Here is an 18,741-nt window from a genome sequence, read left to right as displayed (position 1 = left end):
TTAATACTTTCGTAAGACCGGCGTAAGAATGGGATGAGAGCCAACACCCATTGACTGTCGCGACAAAAATACAAGTTTCCAAATGTGAAAAAGCGCTCTAATAGCGCCCTATCCTCCCCCACCGTAGGAGCGAGCTTGCTCGCGAAAATCCTCAACGATGACGCGACAAACCAGACACAGCGCGGTGCCCTTGCGTTTTTCGCGAGCAAGCTCGCTCCTACCGTTGATCGATGCAAATGCTGGAGTTCGTGATGCCCCATGAAGGCAACCTGTTACAAGCAGCCGTGGTGTTCCTGTTCGCCGCCGTGCTGACCGTGCCCCTGGCCAAGCGCCTGCAATTGGGCGCGGTGCTGGGCTATCTGTTCGCCGGTGTGATCATCGGCCCGTCGGTACTTGGCCTGATCGGCAACCCGCAAAGCGTGGCGCAGTTTTCTGAACTGGGCGTGGTGCTGTTGCTGTTCATCATCGGCCTGGAGCTGTCACCCAAACGCTTATGGGTGATGCGCAAGGCAGTGTTCGGCGTCGGCCTGGCCCAGGTCCTGCTCACCGGCGTGGTGATGGGTGCGGTCGCGCTGTGGCTGTTTGGCCAGTCGTGGAACAGCGCCATCGTGCTGGGCCTGGGCCTGGCGTTGTCCTCCACGGCGTTTGGCCTGCAAAGCCTGGCCGAACGCAAGGAGCTCAACCAACCCCACGGGCGCCTGGCCTTTGCCATCCTGCTGTTCCAGGACATTGCCGCCATCCCGCTGATTGCGATGGTGCCGTTGCTGGCCGGCAGCGATCACCCGACCACCGAGGCTCAGGGCGTGCAACACGTGTTGCAGATCCTGGGCAGCATCGCCGTGGTGATCATCGGCGGGCGCTACCTGTTGCGCCCGGTGTTTCGCATCGTGGCCAAGACCGGCCTGCGCGAAGTGTCCACCGCCACCGCGCTGCTGGTGGTGATCGGCACCGCCTGGCTGATGGAATTGGTGGGCGTGTCCATGGCGCTGGGCACGTTCCTCGCCGGCCTGCTGCTGGCAGACTCGGAATACCGCCACGAACTGGAATCCCAGATCGAGCCGTTCAAAGGCTTGCTGCTGGGCCTGTTTTTCATCAGCGTGGGCATGGGCGCCAACCTCAGTTTGCTGCTCAGCACGCCGCTGGTGGTGATCGGCCTGACCCTGCTGCTGATCGGCTTGAAGCTGCCACTGCTGTACGCCGTTGGGCGGATGGTGGGCGACCTCAATCGCGAAAGCGCTTTACGCCTGGGCGTGGTGCTGGCGGCGGGGGGTGAATTTGCCTTCGTGGTGTTCAAGATCGGCCGCGACCAGGGCCTGTTCGAACCGCAGCTGTACGACGTGCTGGTGCTGACTATCACCCTGTCCATGGCCGTGACCCCGCTGCTGTTGCTGGTGTGCCCGAAGCTGTTCAAGCCCAAGGTCAAGCCGGTGGAAGTACCCGAGGAATACCGCGCCATCGAAAGCGATGCGCCCCGCGTGGTCATCGCCGGCATGGGCCGGATGGGCCAGATCGTGGCGCGTATCCTGCGCGCCCAGAACATCTCGTTTATCGCCCTCGATACCTCGGTGGAAACCATCGAGCTGACCCGCAGTTTTGGCGGCATGCCGGTGTTCTACGGCGACCCCCAACGCCCGGAAATCCTCCACGCGGCCAAAGTCGATCAAGCGGAATTCTTCGTCATCGCCATGGACGACCCGGAGATCAACATCAAGACCGCCGAGTTGGTGCGCAACCTCTACCCGCACATGAAGATCATCGCCCGTGCGCGCAACCGCCAGCACGTACACCGCTTGGTGGACCTGGACGCTTCACCGGTGCGCGAAACCTTCTACTCCAGCCTGGAAATGAGCCGCCGTACCCTGGTGGGCCTTGGTTTGAGCCAGGCCCAGGCCGATGCGCGCATCAACCGCTTCAAGACCCACGACCAGCAGGTACTCGCCGCCCAACACGCGGTGTACGACGACGCGGCCAAGGTCATGCAAACCGCCCAGGAAGCCCGTGCGGAACTGGCGCGCTTGTTTGAAATGGACAGGCTTGAGGAAGAATCTTCCGACAAAGCGTGACGGGACCGATGAACGAGATTGCGAATTTTCTGACAGAATACGCCGCAATTTCGTTCATCCCCGGAGTGCTTCATGGCCACGTTCACCAAGACCGCAATGCTGCTGGCCCTCGCGCTCACCGCCGGCAGCGTGTTCGCTGCTGCCAAGCCCACCACCCAGACCATCTCCACCTTGGGTGGCAAGTTCACCTTCAAACTGCCCAAGGCCTACAGCGCCGACACCCTGCCCTCCGGCACAGCGCAAGACGGCACCGCCGACACCCAAGGCACCCTGTACGCCAACTCAACGACGAAAAGTGTGGTGATCGTCGCCGAAACCGTGCGCAACGATGGGGCAACGATCCAGGATAACGACCCGCAGTTCCTCGACGGCGCCGTGGCCGATTTCGTCAAGGACCAGAGCGCTGCCCTGCCCGACTTCAAGAAACTGGGCGAGAAGAAACTCACCTACAAGGGCCTGGGCCTGCGCCAAGTGGACAGCAGCGCTACCCAAGGTGGTGGCAAGACCTTGAACTCCACATTCCTGGGGGGGTCGGGCAACCATTTGCTGGTGATCCAGGCGATTTCCCGGGCGGATGATGTGAAGGGGCATGCACAGTTGGTGAAGCAGATTACAGGCGGCAAGTAACCCACCTCCTCCCGCCAACACAAAACCCATGTGGGAGCGGGCTTGCCTGCGATGGCCATAGGTATCTACACAACTGTGCAGTCCGCCGCAGCCACCGGTAACCACGATGCGAAGCGAGCCGCTCTTGATCTTGATCTGCTTTTGATCTTAGGCGCCCCGTTAAACCACGCTGGCCGGAATTCGACAGGGATTTGGGGGGGTAAACCGGCAGGGATGCCGGTTTAGCCGCCCCGCGCCATGGATGGCGCGTGGCGGCGGCCCCCCAAATCACTGGCGGATTACGGGCACACCGAGCCCAAGCGAGGTGCCGAGTGGTGGGGCAAGAGCCCTTTTGGTTACTTTTGGGGCTCTTTTCCAAAAGTGACCCGCTGTCAGAGCGGAACCCTAAGCGGCCGTTACCGCAGCAATGGATATGTACACAATCCAACTGTGTCGCCTGTCAGGCCGCCTTCGCGAGCAAGCCCGCTCCCACAAGTTTGACAGCGGGGTGTCAGGTAGATAGCCGTAGGCTGGGAGGCCGCCATCGCAGGCAACCCAGCTCCCACATTTTTAACCGCATTTCACTTCAGGCTTTTCTCCAGCCACGCTTTCAAGTCCTGGATTTCCGCCGCGCTGATGGTGTGATTCATCCCCAGGTATCGATGAAACTCCGGCTTGAGCCCCAACCCCGCCAGCACCTCGTTCGCCCGTTTGGCAGAGTCAAAGGGCAACGCCTGATCCAAAGTGCCATGGCCAATAAAGATCGCCAGCTTGCCCATCGCCGCATCCGGTTTCAGCGCAGACCTGAGCACTGGTAGCACGCTGCCACTGAGCGCAGCGATACCGCGTACCAACTCGGGTTCACGCAAGGCCACCTCGTAAGACATGATCGCGCCCTGGCTGAACCCCACCAGGAACACCCGATCACTTTGGGTGTGGTACTTGGCGGTGGCCTTGAGCACAAAGTCCTTGATCAGCCGGGCGCTGCTGAACAGTTCATCGGTCTCGCCGTTGTACTCAGGCTCATCGGTCTTGGTGAACCAGCGATAACCCTGCGGCTCCACCGGCAGCGGCGCACGCACCGACAGGTAGGTCCAGGTAGACGGCAACGCGTCCTTGATGCCAAACAAATCTTCCTCGTTACTGCCAAAACCATGCAGGAAGATCACCAGCGGCTGGTTACGCGCATCGCCCTGGGTTTGTTCCAGGTAGGACAACGGCAAGTCGGTGTGCAAGCCGCTATCGGCATGAGCGGCGCCGGCCACCAGGGCCAAGGCGAAGGCAAGCTGTTTGAGCATCGGGTTTACCTCAGGGTTTGCGCAACAAATAGGTGTCCATGATCCAGCCGTTTTCCAGGCGCGCCGCCTTGCGTACCCGTTCGATCTCTTCTGCCACCTGCGCCACTTTGCCGCTGATCAGGATCTCGTCCGGCGTACCCAGGTAAGCGCCCCAGTAAATATCCAGGTCCTGATCCGCCACGCTGCGGTAGGAATCTTCGGCGTCGAGCATCACCACCAGAGTATCGGCATCACTCGCCTGCCCCGCTGCCAACCGGCGCCCGGTGGTGATTTCGATGGACTTGCCGATGCGGTTGAGCGGCACCTTATGCTGCGCCGCCAGGGCCTGCACGCTGGTGATGCCGGGGATCACTTCAAACTCGAAGACACAACGGCCACTGGCAAGAATCGCCTGCAAGATGCGAATGGTGCTGTCGTACAGCGCCGGGTCACCCCAGGCCAGAAACGCGCCCACTTCGCCGTCGGCCATTTCTTCGTTGATCATGCGCTCGAAGGTGTGCTGCTTATCGCGGTTGAGGTCTTGCACGGCGGTGGTGTAGTCGATTTCACCGCGCACACGCTCCGGGCAGTCGGCCTCGACAAAACGGTAGCCGGGTTGGGTGATGTAGGTGTCGCAGATTTCCCGGCGCAGGTCGATCAGCTTGTCCTTGCTCTGGCCCTTGTCCATCAGGAAGAACACGTCGGTACGGTTCAGCGCCTTCACGGCCTGCATCGTGATGTAGTCAGGGTTGCCGGCGCCAATGCCGATGATCAGGATGCGTTTCATGGGGTGCTCTCAGTGCGGGGCGTCGATTTTGCCATGTTCCGGGAATCAGGCGGAAGTTTCCAGGCGCAAGCGCCACACGCCGTTGAAGCGTAGCTCGGTGGCGGACAATGGCTCGACGTCGATCCGGTAGAACATCGAGACAGGCAACTGCATCGCGGACAGCATCGCCGCACGGATGACGAACGGGTGGGTCACAGCGATAACATGGCCGGGGTGGGTTTCAAGAGATTTGAGCCATTGGCCGACCCGCATGCACAACTGATCCACCGACTCGCCGCCGTGGGCTGCGCTGGTGCTGTCGGTGGCCCAGGTGTTCAAGGTTTCGCTGTCGAGTTGGCCGATGGCCTGGCCTTTCCATGCGCCAACATCAAGGTCGCGTAAGGCGGGATCGACCTGAGCGTTATCGCCGAACAAACCAGCGCTCTGGCGGGCTCTGGCTTCGGGGCCGCACAGCAGGCGTGCCTGTTGTTTGTAGCGTCCGGCCAGGGACAGGGCCGCGCTCTGCCAGTCTATCGTGACGGATTCGTCATCAGAGAAACGTCCCTGCTTTTGCAGGGGCGTGAGGGCGTGGCAGATCAGGGTCAAGCGGGTGGCCGGCATGGCGATTCTCTTGTAGGAGCGAGCTTGCTCGCGAAGAACGTCAACGATAACGCGTGTTGCCTGAGTAAACGCGGCGCCTTTGAGTTTTTCGCGAGCAAGCTCGCTCCTACAGGGAGTTGGGGCAAGTTCCGTTCCACAGGGTGTTCGTGAATCAGGCCAACGCAGTATTGGCGGGCACGACTGTCGAGTGACCGCTGGCGACAAAATCTTCCTTGCGCAACACCACCAACGCCAGCAACGACACCACCCCGGTCGCCACGTAGAAATACCACGGCGAGGTAATGTCTCCCGTCACCTTGATCAACCAGGTGGAAATCAACGGCGCACTGCCGCCAAACACCGCCACCGGCACGTTATAGGCTACCGCAATCCCGGTAGAACGGATGCGCGTGGGCAGCAGTTCACTCATCAGCGCATAGGTCGAGGACGCATACAGCCCGAACAAAATCGCCACCGCCATCAACGGCGCGAAGAAGGTCGCCGGGGTGGCGGTCGGGGCGGATTTGAACAGCCAGAACATCGCCAGGGTCGCCAGTGTGCCGATCACCATCAGGAACGGCTTGCGCCCGTATTTATCGGTAAAGGCCCCGCCAAACGGCATCACAAAAGCCGCCGAGAAACTGGCGACGAACACGTACAGCAAGGTGGTGCCGCTGTCGAACTTAAGGATCTTGGCCATGTAGGTCGAGGCGAAGGTCAGCACCAGGTAGAAGATCGAGCTGTGCAAGGTGATGATAAAGAACACCAGGGCAATTGCACGCTTCCACTGCCAGACCTCGCGCAGCGGCGCGCGGGAGGTTTGCCCGGCGCGTTGCAGGGCGAGGAACTCGGGGCTGTCTTCGAGCTTGAGGCGAATATACATGGAGATAAAGCCCAGGGGCGCGGCGATCAGGAACGGTACGCGCCAGGCCCATTCCTGCATGACCTCGGCGCCCAGTACCCAGGTCATGCCGTTGGCCACAGCGCCACCGAGCAGCAAGCCGAGCACGGCGGTGACCATCAGCCAGCAGGTGGCAAAACCGCGGCGACCGGGGCCGGCGTATTCGGAGATGAAGCTGGTGACGGTGCCGATTTCGCCGCCCGCCGAGAAGCCCTGCACGCAGCGCACCAGGATCAACAGGACGGGTGCGGCGATGCCCAGGCTGGCGTAGGTCGGCAACAGGCCCAGCATCACCGTGGAGCCGGTCATCATCACCAGCGCCATGATCAGGGTTTTGCGCCGGCCGATCTTGTCTGCCAGCGGGCCGAAGAACAGCCCACCCAAGGGGCGGATAAAGAAGCTCAGCGCAAACGCGGCAAAGCTGGCCAACAGGCTGGTGGTGGGGTCATCGGAGACGAAGAACGCCTGGCCGATATAGACCGCGAGAAAGCCATACACGCCGTAGTCGTACCACTCGATCAAGTGGCCGGAGGTGGCACCGAGAAACGCACGGCGGCGCTTGCGGACGGTGTCTTGTGCGGGATTGCCCATCGTTAGGACTCCTTGTCTGATTATCGATCCATGTTAAAGCGCGGCGATACTCGCGGTTTGCAGCCAATGCCGCAAGTCGGTCTTGAGAATCTTGCCGTAGCTGTTCTTGGGCAAGTCGCTGCGCCACACATATTTTTTCGGTTTTTTGAACGAGGCCATGCGCGCCAGGAACCATGCGGTGAGTTCGCCTTCGTCCAGCGGCTGGCCGCTGCGGGTCACCACGAAGGCCACCACCGACTCACCCCATTGCGCGTCCGGCTCGCCCACCACGCACACCTCAAACACTTCGGGATGCTGTGCAAGCACTTCCTCGACTTCACGGGGGTACACGTTGCTGCCGCCACTGATGATCACGTCCTTGGAGCGGTCCGTGAGGGTCAGGTAGCCGGCCGGGTCGAGGTAGCCGATATCGCCGGTCAGCAGCCAACCGTCCACCAGCGTCTGGCGCGTGGCCTGGGGGTTGCGCCAGTAGCCTTGCATCACCGTGGCGCCACGCACCGCGATTTCACCGCGCTGGCCGGTGGGCAGTGGCTGGTGCTCGGCATCGAGGATGCGAATCTCCACACAGGCTTGCGCATGGCCCACCGAGGCGGCCAGGGCAGCCCAGTCGGGACGCTGGCGCTCGGCGATCAAGGCGCGGGGCAAGACGCTGATGGTCATCGGGCTCTCGCCCTGGCCGTAGATCTGCACCAGGCGCGGGCCGAAGGTGTCGACCGCTTCGCGCAGGTCAGCCAGGTACATGGGCCCGCCGCCATAGACAATGGTCTTGATGCCAGCGCCGTGATAATCCTGGCGCCGCGCCTGCTCCACCATGCGCTTGACCATGGTCGGCGCGGCAAACAGCGACACATCGCCCATCTGCTCTGCCAGCCCGAACAGCTCGGCAGCATCGAAGCCATGGGAAGCCGGCACCACATGGCGGGCGCCGCAGCGCACATGGATGAAGTTGTACAGGCCGGCGCCGTGGGACATGGGCGCGGCATACAGCGCCGCATCGTCGGCACTCACCGCGTCGACATCCGTGGCGTAGCACAGCGACATGGCGATCAGGTTGCCGTGGGACAGCATCACGCCCTTGGAGCGCCCGGTGGTGCCCGAGGTGTAGAACAGCCAGGCGAGGTCGTGATCCTGACGGGGCACTGGCTGTTCCAGGGTCGGCCAACCATGGCTGGGCGGCAGCGGGTGGCCGTCCAGTTCGGTGCAACGCGCGGGCAAATCCCGCGATGAAAACACTTGGCCGCCGTCGGTAAAGATCAACCGCGCCTCGGCATTATCGGCAATCCACGCCGCTTCGCTGGGGTGCAGCTTGGCGTTGATCGGCACCGCCACCCCGCCCATCCACCAGATGGCGTAGAGCAGTTCCAGGTAGTCGCAGCTGTTTTTCATCAGCAGCGCCACGGCGTCCCCCGGCACCAGGCCATGCTGTTCCACCAACTGCGCGGCGCGTTGGCGAACGTGGGCGGCGAAGGTGGCGTAGTCGGCCACTAGCACGCTGCCGTCGAACAAAGCCGGGCGTTGCGGGGCCCGGCGCTGGGTGTCGTGCAGCCAGTTGGCAATGTTCATGGCTCAGCTCCGGCGTGCCTGCAGGACCGAGGCGTAGTTGGCCACCGCCATGCCGCCCATGTTGAACACCAGGCCGAACTCCGGGTTGGGCACCGCCAGGCCAATGGGCTCGCCGGTCAACTGCCGGAACGCCAGGGCATGCATGGACACCCCCGTGGCGCCAACGGGATGCCCCTTGGCCTTGAGCCCGCCGGAAAGGTTCACCGGCAAGCGCCCGCCGGCGCGCACCACGCCGCTGTCGAGCACGCGATGCCCTTCGCCCTTGGGCGCCAGGCCCATGGCTTCGTAGATCAGCAGCTCGGCAATGGTGAAGCAGTCGTGTACCTCGGCGAAACTCAGGTCAGCCAGGGTCACATTCGCCCCGCGCAGCGCTGCATGGATCGCGCGTTGCGGCCCTTCAAAGGCCAGGATGTCGCGCTGGGCGATGGGCAAGGTGTCGTTGACCTGAGTCATCGCGCGGATTTGCACCTCGCGACGAAACGCCCGCGCACGTTTGGGCGAGGCAAGGATAATCGCAGCGGCGCCGTCGCTGATCAGCGAGCAATCGGTCAGGCGCAGGGAGTCGGCCACGAACGGGTTGCTTTGGGACACGTTATTGCAGTGCTCGAAATTCATCTCCCGCTGCATCTGCGCCAGCGGGTTGGCCATGGCGTTGGAGTGGTTTTTGGTGGCGATGGCCGCCATCGAGCCCAGCGGGCAGTGGTAACGCTCAGCGTATTGGCGCGCAGCGCGGCCGAACAACTGCGGGAAACTCAGGCCGGCTTCGGCCGCGTCGTTCTGGTAACCGGCCCCGGCCAAGGCTTGGGTGACTGCGGCGGTGCTGGTGTGGGTCATCTTCTCGGCGCCCACCACCAGCACCAGCTCAGCACTGCCGGAGAGGATCGCATTGACCCCCGCCTGAATCGCCGCCGAGCCGGACGCACAGGCGTTTTCACAGCGGGTGGCGGGTTTGAAGCGCAGACCGGGGTCGGCTTGCAATAGCAATGAGGCGGCAAACCCGTCGGGCACCAGCCCCGAGTTGAAATGGCCGAGGAACAACGCATCGATTTGCGACGCGTCAATCTCGGCGTCGCGCAGGGCTTCCCGGGTCACCTGGACGATCAGGTCTTCCAGCGTCGTGCCTTCCAGGCGACCAAAGCGGGAGTGACCAGCGGCAACAATGGAGACGCAATCAGCAGGCATAATCAATTTCTTCTGTTCTTGATTCGGACTTTACTTACAATGACCCACCCCTGATCGTGCGCCAATTCGTGTAACTACTTACACGGGTAAGTAGCGCCCCAGGGCATTGAACAACGAGGCAGGATGCCCCATGACCGCGCTAGCCCAGCAATTCCCCGACCTCGAACGCCTGGCGTTCAAGCTGTCCCCTGCCCCGCAGATCGTCACCAGCGACCGTGTGATACTCGACTGCAACGACGCTTTCCTGAAGCTGTTCGGCTATACGCGCGACGCACTGGTTAACCAACTGACCCTGCTGATCTACCCGTCCCAGGCCGACTACCACGCCATCGGCAAGCGCAGCCATGATTGGCTGCTCGACAGCGACAACGGCTTTTATTCCGATGAACGCTTCATGCAGCACCACAACGGCGAAGTGTTCTGGGCCAAGTCCCACGGCTACACCCTCACGCCCAAAGACCCGTTCAAACTGATGATCTGGCACTTCGAACGCCTGGACCGCATGCACCAGGGCACCGGCGACCTCACGCCCCGTGAGCGGGAAATCGCCATGCACATCGTCAACGGCTTCAAATCCAAGGAAATCGCCCTGCGCCTGGCAATCTCCCACCGCACCGTTGAGGTGCATCGGGCGCGGCTGATGAAGAAACTCCAGGCCAAGACGGTGGTGGAATTGGTGTCGAAGATCATCATGGTGGCGTGACAGACAACGGCTATTTAACTGATGCGCCGCGATCCAAATATGTGGGCATCCCCAATTTCTGTAGGAGCGAGCTTGCTCGCGAAAAACGTCAACAATAACGCGTGTTTGCTGAATGAACGCGGCGCCTGTAAGTTTTTCGCGAGCAAGCTCGCTCCTACAAAAAAGCCTTAACTGACTGGCATTATGGCTTTCCTGCGAAAGCGGTAGTGCAGTAGATGCACAACTTGCAGGTTGCACACTCCACAGTAACCACGATGCGAAGCGAGCCGCTCTTGATCTTGATCTGCTTTTGATCTTAGGCGCCCCGTTAAACCACGCTGGCCGAACGCAGGCTTGAATTCGTGGGTAACCCGGCAGGACGCCGGGTTAGCCGTCCTGGGCCAAGGATGGCCCATGACGGCGGCCCACGGATTCAAGCCGGAGTGAGGGCACACCGAGCCTAAGCGAGGTGCCGAGTGGTGGGGCAAGAGCGTTTTGCTTACTTTTGCGCTTTTCAAAAGTGAGCCGCCGTCAGGGCGGAACCCTAAGTGGCCGTTACCGCAGCAATGGATATGTACATAATCCAACCGTGTCGCCTGTCAGGCCGCCTTCGCGAGCAAGCCCGCTCCCACAATTTGATCGTGGGGGTGTCAGGTAGATAGGTGTCGACTGTCAGGACGTCATCGCAGGCAAGCCAGCTCCCACAGGTTGATCTCGGGGGTGCCAGCTAGATCGGCGTCAGCTACCTGGGCCGCGTAGCTGAAACGTTCAACCGAGCACGTCCATACAATCCCCCACCACCCTGCCCCCCCTAACCTCACCGCTTTCAAACCCTCAGAAGCGCTGGAGAACGGGCATGGGTAACACAGCAACCAAGGTATCGCTGGCATTGACGCTGCTGGCAAGTGCGATGATGAACAGCGCGTTCGCCGCCACCCCAAGCGTGGCCGTGGCACCGCAGTACGACACCAGCCATGTGTATGTGGCACCGGCCGACGTGGACCGTTTTGCCCAGAGTTTCCTCGCCACCTTCGGCGGCAAAAGCACGCCCCAGGTCGTGGTCAACGTGCTGCCGGTGCCGAGCAGCACCACCTCGCAATTGCTCCAGACCCCGGCGGGCACCGTGTCGTTGTTCGGCTTTACCACCCCCGTCCCCCACCCCTTCGGCCAGGAACGCAACGGCTATCTGGTCAAGGACATGGACGTGGCCCTCAAGGCCGCGCGGGAAAATGGCGCCGACGTGATCGTCAGCGATTTCCCCGACCCCATCGGCCGTGACGCCGTGGTGCAATGGCCAGGCGGCGTGAACATGCAGCTGTACTGGCACACCAAGACCCCGGATTACGCCGCCTTCGAGACCGTGCCGGAAAACCGTGTGTATGTGTCCAACGACAGCGCCGAGCGGTTTATCAAGGCGTTCCTGGGTTTCTCCCACGGCAAGGTGTTGAGCGACGACAAGCACGCCCCAGGGGTTGATGTCGGCCAGGCCGGCGGCCACTACCGCCGGGTTGATATCGAATCGCCGTTCGGGCGCATGGCGGTGCTGGTCACCAACGGCCAACTGCCCTACCCGTTCGGCCACGACACCACCGGTTATCAGGTCACCGACCTGGCCGCCACCCTGGGCAAGGCCACTGGCTCTGGCGCCACAGTGCTGGTGCCGGCGTTCGACAGCAAAGGTCGGCGCAGTGCGTTGGTGGAGTTCCCAGGCGGTTATGTCGCAGAAATCCACCAACTCAGCGCGGCAAAATGATGCGTCACGCAGGCTGGAGCCTGGCTGTGTTGTGGCCGTTGCTTGCTGGCAGCGTGCAGGCCGACGACCAGCCGGTTCGCCCGGCGATCAAGGCCAACCGTTGGCAGGAAGACTGGTCGGTGCTCAAGGACCCGGCCTTGCGCACGCAACCGCTGGACAACCTCAAGTACATCCCGTTGTCCGCGGCCAACCCGTTCACCTACCTGTCGTTGGGCGCAACCTTGCGTGAACGCTTCGAGATGAACGACGCCAGCGGGTTCGGCGTGCGCGATGTACCGCGTGACCGCTACCTGATCCAGCGTTTTCAGGTGCACGCCGACTTGCACCTGAACGAACACTGGCGGCTGTTCACCCAGTTGGAAGACGTGCGGGCCTATGACAAGACTACGATTGGCGGTGCCGACCAGAACCGCGTCGACCTGCGCCTGGCCTTTGCCGAATACGTGAAGACCTTCAACGCCGGCACCTTCAAGGCTCGGGCTGGCCGCCAGGATTTCGCCTTCGACTTGCAGCGTTTCATCTCGTCACGGGACGGCCCGAATGTGCGGCAGTCCTTCGATGCGTTGTGGGCGGACTGGGAAACGCCGCAATGGCGTTTTATCGGGATCGCCAGCCAACCGGTGCAGTACCAGGATGGCCGGCATTTCGACGACAAGTCCAACAGCGATGCGCGCTTCCACATGCTGCGGGTCGAGCGGCTGGTGGGCGGCACCAATGAGCTGTCGGCCTATTACGGCGTGTACGAGCGCAGCGCCGCCCATTACCTGGATGCCGACGGCGAAGAGACCCGACAGTTATTGGACGCCCGCCTCGGTGGCGCAGCCCAGGGGTTCGACTGGGATGTCGAAGCCATGCTGCAACGCGGCTCGGTGGGCAGCAAGACGATTCGCGCCTGGGCCGGTGGCAGCCGCACCGGCTACACCTTTGACACGCTGGCCTGGAAGCCGCGTATCGGCCTGCAACTGGATATCGCCTCCGGTGACCGCAAGGCCCATGACGGCCGCGTCGGCACCTTCAACCCGCTGTTCCCCAATGGCTATTACTTTTCCCTGGCGGGTTATACCGGCTACAGCAACCTGATCCACGTCAAGCCGTCGATTACCGTCAAGCCCATCGCCAAGCTCAGCGTGCAAACCGCTGTCGGCCTGCTGTGGCGGCAGACCACCGCAGACGCCGTCTACACCCAGCCCAACCTGGCCGTGGCGGGCACGGCGGGCCAAGGTGAGCGCTGGACCGGCGCCTACGGGCAACTGCGCACCGACTACGCCTTTACGCCCAACCTCAGCGGTGCGGTCGAGGCGGTGCACTACGCGGTCGGCCAGACCCTGCGTGATGCCGGTGGGCACGACAGCAATTACCTGGGCATGGAGCTCAAGTTCAGTTGGTGAGACAAGCACACCCATACAAGCCTGGGCCCCGGTTTACGGCAATAGTGATACGGTTTTTTCACCGCCCTTTTTCAGCCCTGCAAGGAGTTTCAGATGAGCACATTCGTTGCCAAAGACGGTACACAGATCTACTTCAAGGACTGGGGCAGCGGTAAGCCCGTGCTGTTCAGCCATGGCTGGCCGCTGGATGCGGACATGTGGGAATACCAGATGGAATACCTGAGCAGCCGTGGCTTTCGCACCATTGCGTTCGACCGTCGTGGCTTTGGCCGCTCGGACCAGCCATGGACCGGTAACGACTACGACACCTTCGCTGACGATATCGCCCAGTTGATCGAACACCTGGACCTGCAGGACGTGACCCTGGTGGGCTTCTCCATGGGTGGCGGCGACGTGGCGCGCTACATCGCCCGCCACGGCAGTGCCCGCGTCGCCGGCCTGGTGTTGCTGGGCGCGGTCACGCCGATCTTCGGCCAGCAAGCCGATTACCCCCAAGGCGTGCCTGGCGAGGTGTTCGATGGCATCAAGGCCGGCCTGTTGAAGGATCGTGCGCAGTTCATCAGCGACTTCAACACGCCGTTCTTCGGTCTCAATAAAGGCCAGCACGTTTCAGAGGGCGTGCTCAGCCAGACCCTGCAGATCGCCATGCTCGCGTCGCTCAAATCCACCGTGGATTGCGTCACCGCGTTCTCGCAAACCGACTTCCGCCCGGACATGGCCAAAATCGACGTGCCGACCCTGGTGATCCATGGCGACGGCGACCAAATCGTGCCGTTCGAAACCACCGGCAAGGTGGCTGCTGAAATGATCAAGGGCGCGCAACTGAAGGTGTACAAGGATGCGCCTCACGGGTTTGCCGTGACCCACGCTCAACAGCTCAATGAAGACCTGTTGGCGTTCCTGAACCGCTGATACCACGATGCACTTGTAGGAGCGAGCTTGCTCGCGAAGAACGTCAACGATAACGCGTGCTTGCTGAATGAACGCGGCGCCTATGAGTTTTTCACGAGCAAGCTCGCTCCTACAGAAGGCAAAAGGCCGGGCGAGCCCGGCCTTTTTTTTCAGGCAAAGCGCTGGCTCAACACCAGCCGCCCCGGCCCTGCGATCAGCACGCTGGTGAAGATGATCAGCAGCAGCCAACCGAACTGCCCTTCGAACAGCGTCCATTCCGGGTGCACCACCAGCAACGCAATCACCAGCACCGCCAGGATCGGCAGACACGCCAGGCGCACCAGCACGCCCGCGATGATCAGCAACGGGCACAGCACCTCGGCGAAAATCGCTAGCAGCAAGGTGATAGACGCGCCCAGGTGAAACGGGTCTTCGATCAGCTTCAGTTGTTCGCTGTAGTGCAGCAACTTGGGCAACCCATGCACCCACAGCAGGAACAATGCCCCACTGGCCCGCAGAAACAACAGCCCGATGTCCTGATTTCTTGCTTGGTTCATATGCCACCTGTTTGCGTCGAAAATGACCGACAGTCAGTGTGTCCAACACCGCGTCGCCGCACTTGCAGGCTTGTGCTGAAATCCTGCGTTTGCATTGCCCGAAGAACCCGGCATGATCTTGCTGAACTGCCGACTCCGCGCTACGGTCCCAACCCATACGCTCATCGCTACAGGAACTTTTCCATGACGCTCCCCCAAGAAATGACCCTGATCGAAATCACCACCCCTGGCGGGCCCGAGGTCTTGCAGCCGCGCAGCGCCGAGGTACCGGTGGCCGGGCCAGGCGAGATTCTGATTCGCGTGCACGCCGCCGGGGTCAACCGCCCAGACGCCTTGCAACGCGCGGGCAAATACCCGATGAAGCCCGGCATGAGCCCGATCCCAGGCCTGGAAGTGGCCGGTGAAGTGGTGGCGCTGGGTGATGGCGTCACCGAGTACAGCCTGGGCGACAAGGTCTGCGCCCTGACCAATGGCGGCGGCTATGCGCAGTATTGCGCGGTGCCGGCCAGCCAGGCGCTGCCGATCCCCGCAGGCATGGACTGGATTCAGGCCGCTGCCGTGCCGGAAACGTTCTTTACGGTCTGGGCCAACCTGTTCGGTCTCGGCGGTGCCCGCAAAGGCCAGCGCGCCTTGATCCACGGCGGCACCAGCGGCATCGGCACCACCGCGTTGATGCTTTGCCAGGAGTTCGGCATCCAGGCATTCGCCACGGCGGGCAGCGCCGACAAATGCGCAGCGATTGCCAAGCTCGGCGCCGAGCCGATCAACTACCGCGAACAGGACTTTGCCGAGGTCATCGCCAAACAGACCGATGGCAAAGGCGTCAACGTGATCCTCGACATCATGGGCGCCTCGTACCTCAACAATAACCTCAAGGCCCTGGGCATGGACGGCCACCTGGTGATCCTCGGCTTCCTCGGTGGTGGCAAGGCCAACGACGTCGACCTGCTGACCATCCTCGGCAAACGAGCGGTGATCACCGGCTCGCTGCTGCGGGCCCGCACGCGGGAAGAAAAGGCCGAGATTGCCCAGCAACTGCGCGAACATGTGTGGCCGGTACTCAGTGCCGGGCGCTGCCTGCCGATTATCGACCAGGTCTACGCCTACACCGACGCCGCCCAGGCCCATGCGAGGATGGAAGGTGGGGACCATATCGGCAAGATTGTGTTGCGGGTGGAGTGAGGCATTTTTGATGTGCAGAGGGGTTGCAGATCCCTGTGGGAGCGGGCTTGCTCGCGAAAGCGGTGAGTCAGTCAATATAAATGTTTGCTGAGCCGACGCCTTCGCGAGCAAGCCCGCTCCCACACTAGTGTTGGGCATACACCGGATAATCCACATACCCCGCCTCTGTCCCGCCATACAAGCCTTCGGCCTTCAACGCATTCAATGGCCAGCCATTGAACAGCCGCTGGGGCAAGTCCGGGTTGGCGATGAAGGGCCGCCCGAAGGCAATCAAGTCTGCCAACCCGGCCTCTACCAAGCGTGCACCGCGCTCGGCGGTGTAGCGGCCGGCATAGATGATCCTGCCGCTGAAGGTGCGGCGTACGGCCTGGCGGAATGTTTCGGGCAGGTCGGGCGCATTGTCCCAATCGGCTTCGGCAATGGACACGTAGGCGATGCCCGACGCTTCCAGCACTTTGATCGCTTCGATATAGGTATGGTGCGGGTCTTCCTCCACCAGGCCGATGTAGACCCGGTCCTGGTCGGTACCACTGAACAGCGGCGAAAAGCGCACGCCCAAGCGCTCCGGCCCCACCACCTTGCACACCGCTTCGACGATCTCGCGCAGCAAGCGCAGGCGATTGTCCAGCGAGCCGCCGTACTCATCTTCACGAGTGTTGGAACTGGCCGAGATGAACTGGTTGACCAGGTAGCCGTTGGCCGCGTGGATTTCCACACCGTCGAACCCGGCGTCCAGGGCATTGCGTGCAGCCTGGGCGTAGTGCCCCACCAGCTCTTCGATTTCCAGCGTGGTCAAGGCACGGGGTACGGGGGGCTGTACCAGTTCACCCACTCCCGGCCCGGTCTCAATGAAGGCTTTGGCTTGCACCGCAGCCAGCGCAGACGGCCCCACCGGCGCACCACCGTCAGGTTGCAGCGCGTTATGGGACACCCGCCCCACGTGCCATAGCTGGGCAAAGATCACCCCACCCTCGGCATGCACCGCTGCGGTGACTTTGCGCCAACCCTGGATTTGCGCCGGTGTATGAATGCCCGGCGTCCACGCGTAGCCCTGGCCCCGGGGTTCGATCTGCGTACCCTCGCTGACCATGAACCCGGCACTGGCCCGCTGACGGTAATACTCGGCCATCAGGTCGGTGGCGATATTACCCGGCTGGGCGCTGCGCTGGCGGGTCAGGGGCGGCAGTACGACGCGGTTGTTCAAGCGGTGATGCCCCAGCTTGATCGGGGTGTTCAGGATGCAGTCAGGCACGGCGATATTCCAAATTCAGGACGAACGAAAACCGTGGCGACTCCTGGGAGTCGCCACCGTGTAGATCGGTTGATTAACTTAAGCGCAGAGTGTCAGCAGGGCCTTGGCCACTTCGCTGGAGCTGCCTGGGTTTTGCCCAGTCACCAGCAAGCCATCGACGAGGACGAAGGATTGCCAGTCAGCGCCCTTCTCATACTGGCCGCCCAGTTTTTTGAATTCATCTTCAATCAGAAACGGCACGACTTCAGTCAACTGCACGGCGGCCTCTTCCGAGTTGGAGAACCCGGTGACGCGGCGGCCCTTGATCAATGGCTCACCGTTAACCGCCTTGACGTGACGCAAGGCACCCGGTGCATGGCACACAAAGCCGATGGGCTTGCCGGCCCGCTCGAAGGCTTCGATCAGGGCGATGGACACCGGCGACTCCGCCAGGTCCCACAGCGGACCGTGGCCGCCTGGGTAGAACACCGTGTCGAAGTCGGCGGCGTTGACCGAGTCCAGCTTCACGGTGGTGGCCAAGGCTTGCTGCGCAGCCGAGTCTTTGGCGAAGCGCTCGGTCTGCTCGGTTTGCGCATCCGGTTCATCGCTTTTAGGGTCCAGCGGCGGCTGGCCGCCGGCCGGGGAAGCCAACACCACCTCGGCGCCAGCGTCCTTGAACGCGTAATAAGGTGCGGCGAATTCTTCGAGCCAGAAGCCGGTCTTGCGCCCGGTATCGCCAAGCTGGTCGTGAGAGGTCAGTACCATTAATACTTTCATTTTCCAGTGCCTCGATCGATGTGAATAACAGGGTTTTCAGGGCCGCCCAACAGCTGTTGGGTCAGCAGCAGCGCCTCAGCGAACGGCGCGGTGGTACGGGTGATCTTGCCCATGACGCTGGTTCCCAACCATAGCGCATACAAGCGCCTGGCCAGGCTTTCGGGGGCCTGCGCGAACCTGAGCGAGCCGTCTTCGACGCCGCGTTGCAGGGCCACGGCAAGCAAATCGATGGTGCGCGAAGTGCCGCGTTGCAGCGCCAGCCGCATGGGTTCTGACAGGTCGGAGACCTCAGCCCCAAGCTTCACGGCCAGGCATTTGCCGGCGTCGGTGCAGCCGGTGTGGTTGTCGATCCAGCCTTGCCAATAGCGCATCAGCTTGGCGTGGTGGGTTGAGCCCGGCTGATCTAACAGCTGCTGCATGCCCTCGACGTACTGGTCGAAATAGGTATCGAGTAACACCACGCCAAAGGCGTCTTTGGAGTTGAAGTAGTGATAAAACGAGCCCTTGGGTACTTGCGCGGCTTGCAGGATTTCGTTCAAGCCCACCGCCGAAAACCCCTTGGCGCCGACAATGGATTGCGCCCGTTCCAGAATCGCTTGCCGCGCACTGCTGCTTGCGTTGCTCATGCTTGCCCCTCTGCGATTAGACCAGTCGTCTAGTGCGTTGGGCTCATGTTAGGCAGCGCGGCATTGGCTCACAATGTCATATCCGCAAGGATTTCGGACATGCAC

At 62.0% G+C, this 18,741-nt stretch carries 17 protein-coding genes and 1 pseudogene; 8 read left to right on the top strand and 10 right to left on the bottom strand.

The features are described 5' to 3' along the window. Positions 1-135 precede the first annotated feature (135 nt). The 3 genes and pseudogenes from N2A98_RS27175 to N2A98_RS10705 form a co-directional block, all read left to right on the top strand. A pseudogene (locus N2A98_RS27175) lies at positions 136-225 on the top strand (outer membrane lipoprotein carrier protein LolA); the annotation flags it as partial. A 26-nt stretch (positions 226-251) separates the two neighbouring features. Continuing rightward, positions 252-2,063, top strand: coding sequence for a monovalent cation:proton antiporter-2 (CPA2) family protein (locus N2A98_RS10710; RefSeq protein ID WP_275623603.1), 1,812 nt, complete (start codon positions 252-254; stop codon positions 2,061-2,063). A 72-nt stretch (positions 2,064-2,135) separates the two neighbouring features. Then, positions 2,136-2,690: a hypothetical protein gene (locus N2A98_RS10705; protein WP_014718107.1), complete on the top strand. Its 555-nt coding sequence runs from the start codon at positions 2,136-2,138 to the stop codon at positions 2,688-2,690. A gap of 560 nt (positions 2,691-3,250) precedes the next feature. On the opposite strand, the gene N2A98_RS10700 is transcribed toward N2A98_RS10705, so the two are convergent. From N2A98_RS10700 to N2A98_RS10675, 6 genes are all read right to left on the bottom strand, one after another. Next, entirely contained in the window at positions 3,251-3,967 is a 717-nt protein-coding gene (locus N2A98_RS10700; protein ID WP_044268384.1) for a dienelactone hydrolase family protein, read from the bottom strand. Positions 3,968-3,977: 10 nt separating this feature from the next. After that, positions 3,978-4,733, bottom strand: coding sequence for a precorrin-6A synthase (deacetylating) (gene cobF, locus N2A98_RS10695; protein WP_044268387.1), 756 nt, complete (start codon positions 4,731-4,733; stop codon positions 3,978-3,980). A 45-nt stretch (positions 4,734-4,778) separates the two neighbouring features. Continuing rightward, entirely contained in the window at positions 4,779-5,333 is a 555-nt protein-coding gene (locus N2A98_RS10690) for a histidine phosphatase family protein (RefSeq protein WP_044268391.1), read from the bottom strand. Between the two features lie 151 nt (positions 5,334-5,484). Next, the gene (locus N2A98_RS10685; RefSeq protein ID WP_078467662.1) at positions 5,485-6,804 is read right to left on the bottom strand and encodes an MFS transporter; all 1,320 of its coding nucleotides are present in this window, start codon (positions 6,802-6,804) and stop codon (positions 5,485-5,487) included. 33 nt (positions 6,805-6,837) lie between these two features. Next, the gene (locus N2A98_RS10680) at positions 6,838-8,367 is read right to left on the bottom strand and encodes an AMP-binding protein (protein ID WP_275623392.1); all 1,530 of its coding nucleotides are present in this window, start codon (positions 8,365-8,367) and stop codon (positions 6,838-6,840) included. Positions 8,368-8,370: 3 nt separating this feature from the next. After that, positions 8,371-9,549 (bottom strand): acetyl-CoA acetyltransferase, encoded by a 1,179-nt coding sequence (locus tag N2A98_RS10675; RefSeq protein ID WP_275623391.1) that lies wholly within the window; start codon positions 9,547-9,549, stop codon positions 8,371-8,373. Positions 9,550-9,679: 130 nt separating this feature from the next. On the opposite strand from N2A98_RS10675, the gene N2A98_RS10670 reads away from it, so the two are divergent. The 4 genes from N2A98_RS10670 (at position 9,680) to N2A98_RS10655 (ending at position 14,284) form a co-directional block, all read left to right on the top strand. After that, on the top strand, positions 9,680-10,252 hold the full coding sequence (locus N2A98_RS10670; RefSeq protein ID WP_003190613.1) for a LuxR C-terminal-related transcriptional regulator: 573 nt from the start codon (positions 9,680-9,682) through the stop codon (positions 10,250-10,252). A gap of 835 nt (positions 10,253-11,087) precedes the next feature. Then, positions 11,088-11,984 (top strand): glyoxalase, encoded by an 897-nt coding sequence (locus tag N2A98_RS10665; RefSeq protein WP_275623390.1) that lies wholly within the window; start codon positions 11,088-11,090, stop codon positions 11,982-11,984. Next, positions 11,981-13,372, top strand: coding sequence for an alginate export family protein (locus tag N2A98_RS10660; RefSeq protein ID WP_275623389.1), 1,392 nt, complete (start codon positions 11,981-11,983; stop codon positions 13,370-13,372). The genes N2A98_RS10665 and N2A98_RS10660 overlap by 4 nt, the downstream gene beginning before the upstream one ends. 93 nt (positions 13,373-13,465) lie before the next feature. Further along, positions 13,466-14,284: an alpha/beta hydrolase gene (locus tag N2A98_RS10655; RefSeq protein ID WP_275623388.1), complete on the top strand. Its 819-nt coding sequence runs from the start codon at positions 13,466-13,468 to the stop codon at positions 14,282-14,284. A 149-nt stretch (positions 14,285-14,433) separates the two neighbouring features. Here N2A98_RS10655 and N2A98_RS10650 read toward each other — a convergent pair whose 3' ends face one another. Then, positions 14,434-14,820, bottom strand: a complete 387-nt coding sequence (locus tag N2A98_RS10650) for a DoxX family protein (RefSeq protein WP_047710623.1) — start codon at positions 14,818-14,820, stop codon at positions 14,434-14,436. A 183-nt stretch (positions 14,821-15,003) separates the two neighbouring features. On the opposite strand from N2A98_RS10650, the gene N2A98_RS10645 reads away from it, so the two are divergent. Next, positions 15,004-16,002 (top strand): NAD(P)H-quinone oxidoreductase, encoded by a 999-nt coding sequence (locus N2A98_RS10645; RefSeq protein WP_275623387.1) that lies wholly within the window; start codon positions 15,004-15,006, stop codon positions 16,000-16,002. A gap of 124 nt (positions 16,003-16,126) precedes the next feature. On the opposite strand, the gene N2A98_RS10640 is transcribed toward N2A98_RS10645, so the two are convergent. From N2A98_RS10640 to N2A98_RS10630, 3 genes are all read right to left on the bottom strand, one after another. Beyond that, the gene (locus N2A98_RS10640) at positions 16,127-17,254 is read right to left on the bottom strand and encodes an alkene reductase (protein WP_275623386.1); all 1,128 of its coding nucleotides are present in this window, start codon (positions 17,252-17,254) and stop codon (positions 16,127-16,129) included. A gap of 78 nt (positions 17,255-17,332) precedes the next feature. Further along, positions 17,333-18,010: a type 1 glutamine amidotransferase domain-containing protein gene (locus tag N2A98_RS10635; protein ID WP_044272312.1), complete on the bottom strand. Its 678-nt coding sequence runs from the start codon at positions 18,008-18,010 to the stop codon at positions 17,333-17,335. Further along, positions 18,007-18,636: a TetR/AcrR family transcriptional regulator gene (locus N2A98_RS10630; RefSeq protein ID WP_044272315.1), complete on the bottom strand. Its 630-nt coding sequence runs from the start codon at positions 18,634-18,636 to the stop codon at positions 18,007-18,009. The genes N2A98_RS10635 and N2A98_RS10630 overlap by 4 nt, the downstream gene beginning before the upstream one ends. Positions 18,637-18,741 lie beyond the last annotated feature (105 nt).

It is taken from the genome of Pseudomonas sp. FJ2-5-13 (genome assembly GCF_029201605.1).
Taxonomy (GTDB): Bacteria; Pseudomonadota; Gammaproteobacteria; order Pseudomonadales; family Pseudomonadaceae; genus Aquipseudomonas; species Aquipseudomonas lactis.
Note: the sequence above shows the minus strand (reverse complement) of the source record. Positions and strands in the feature narration are given on the sequence as shown.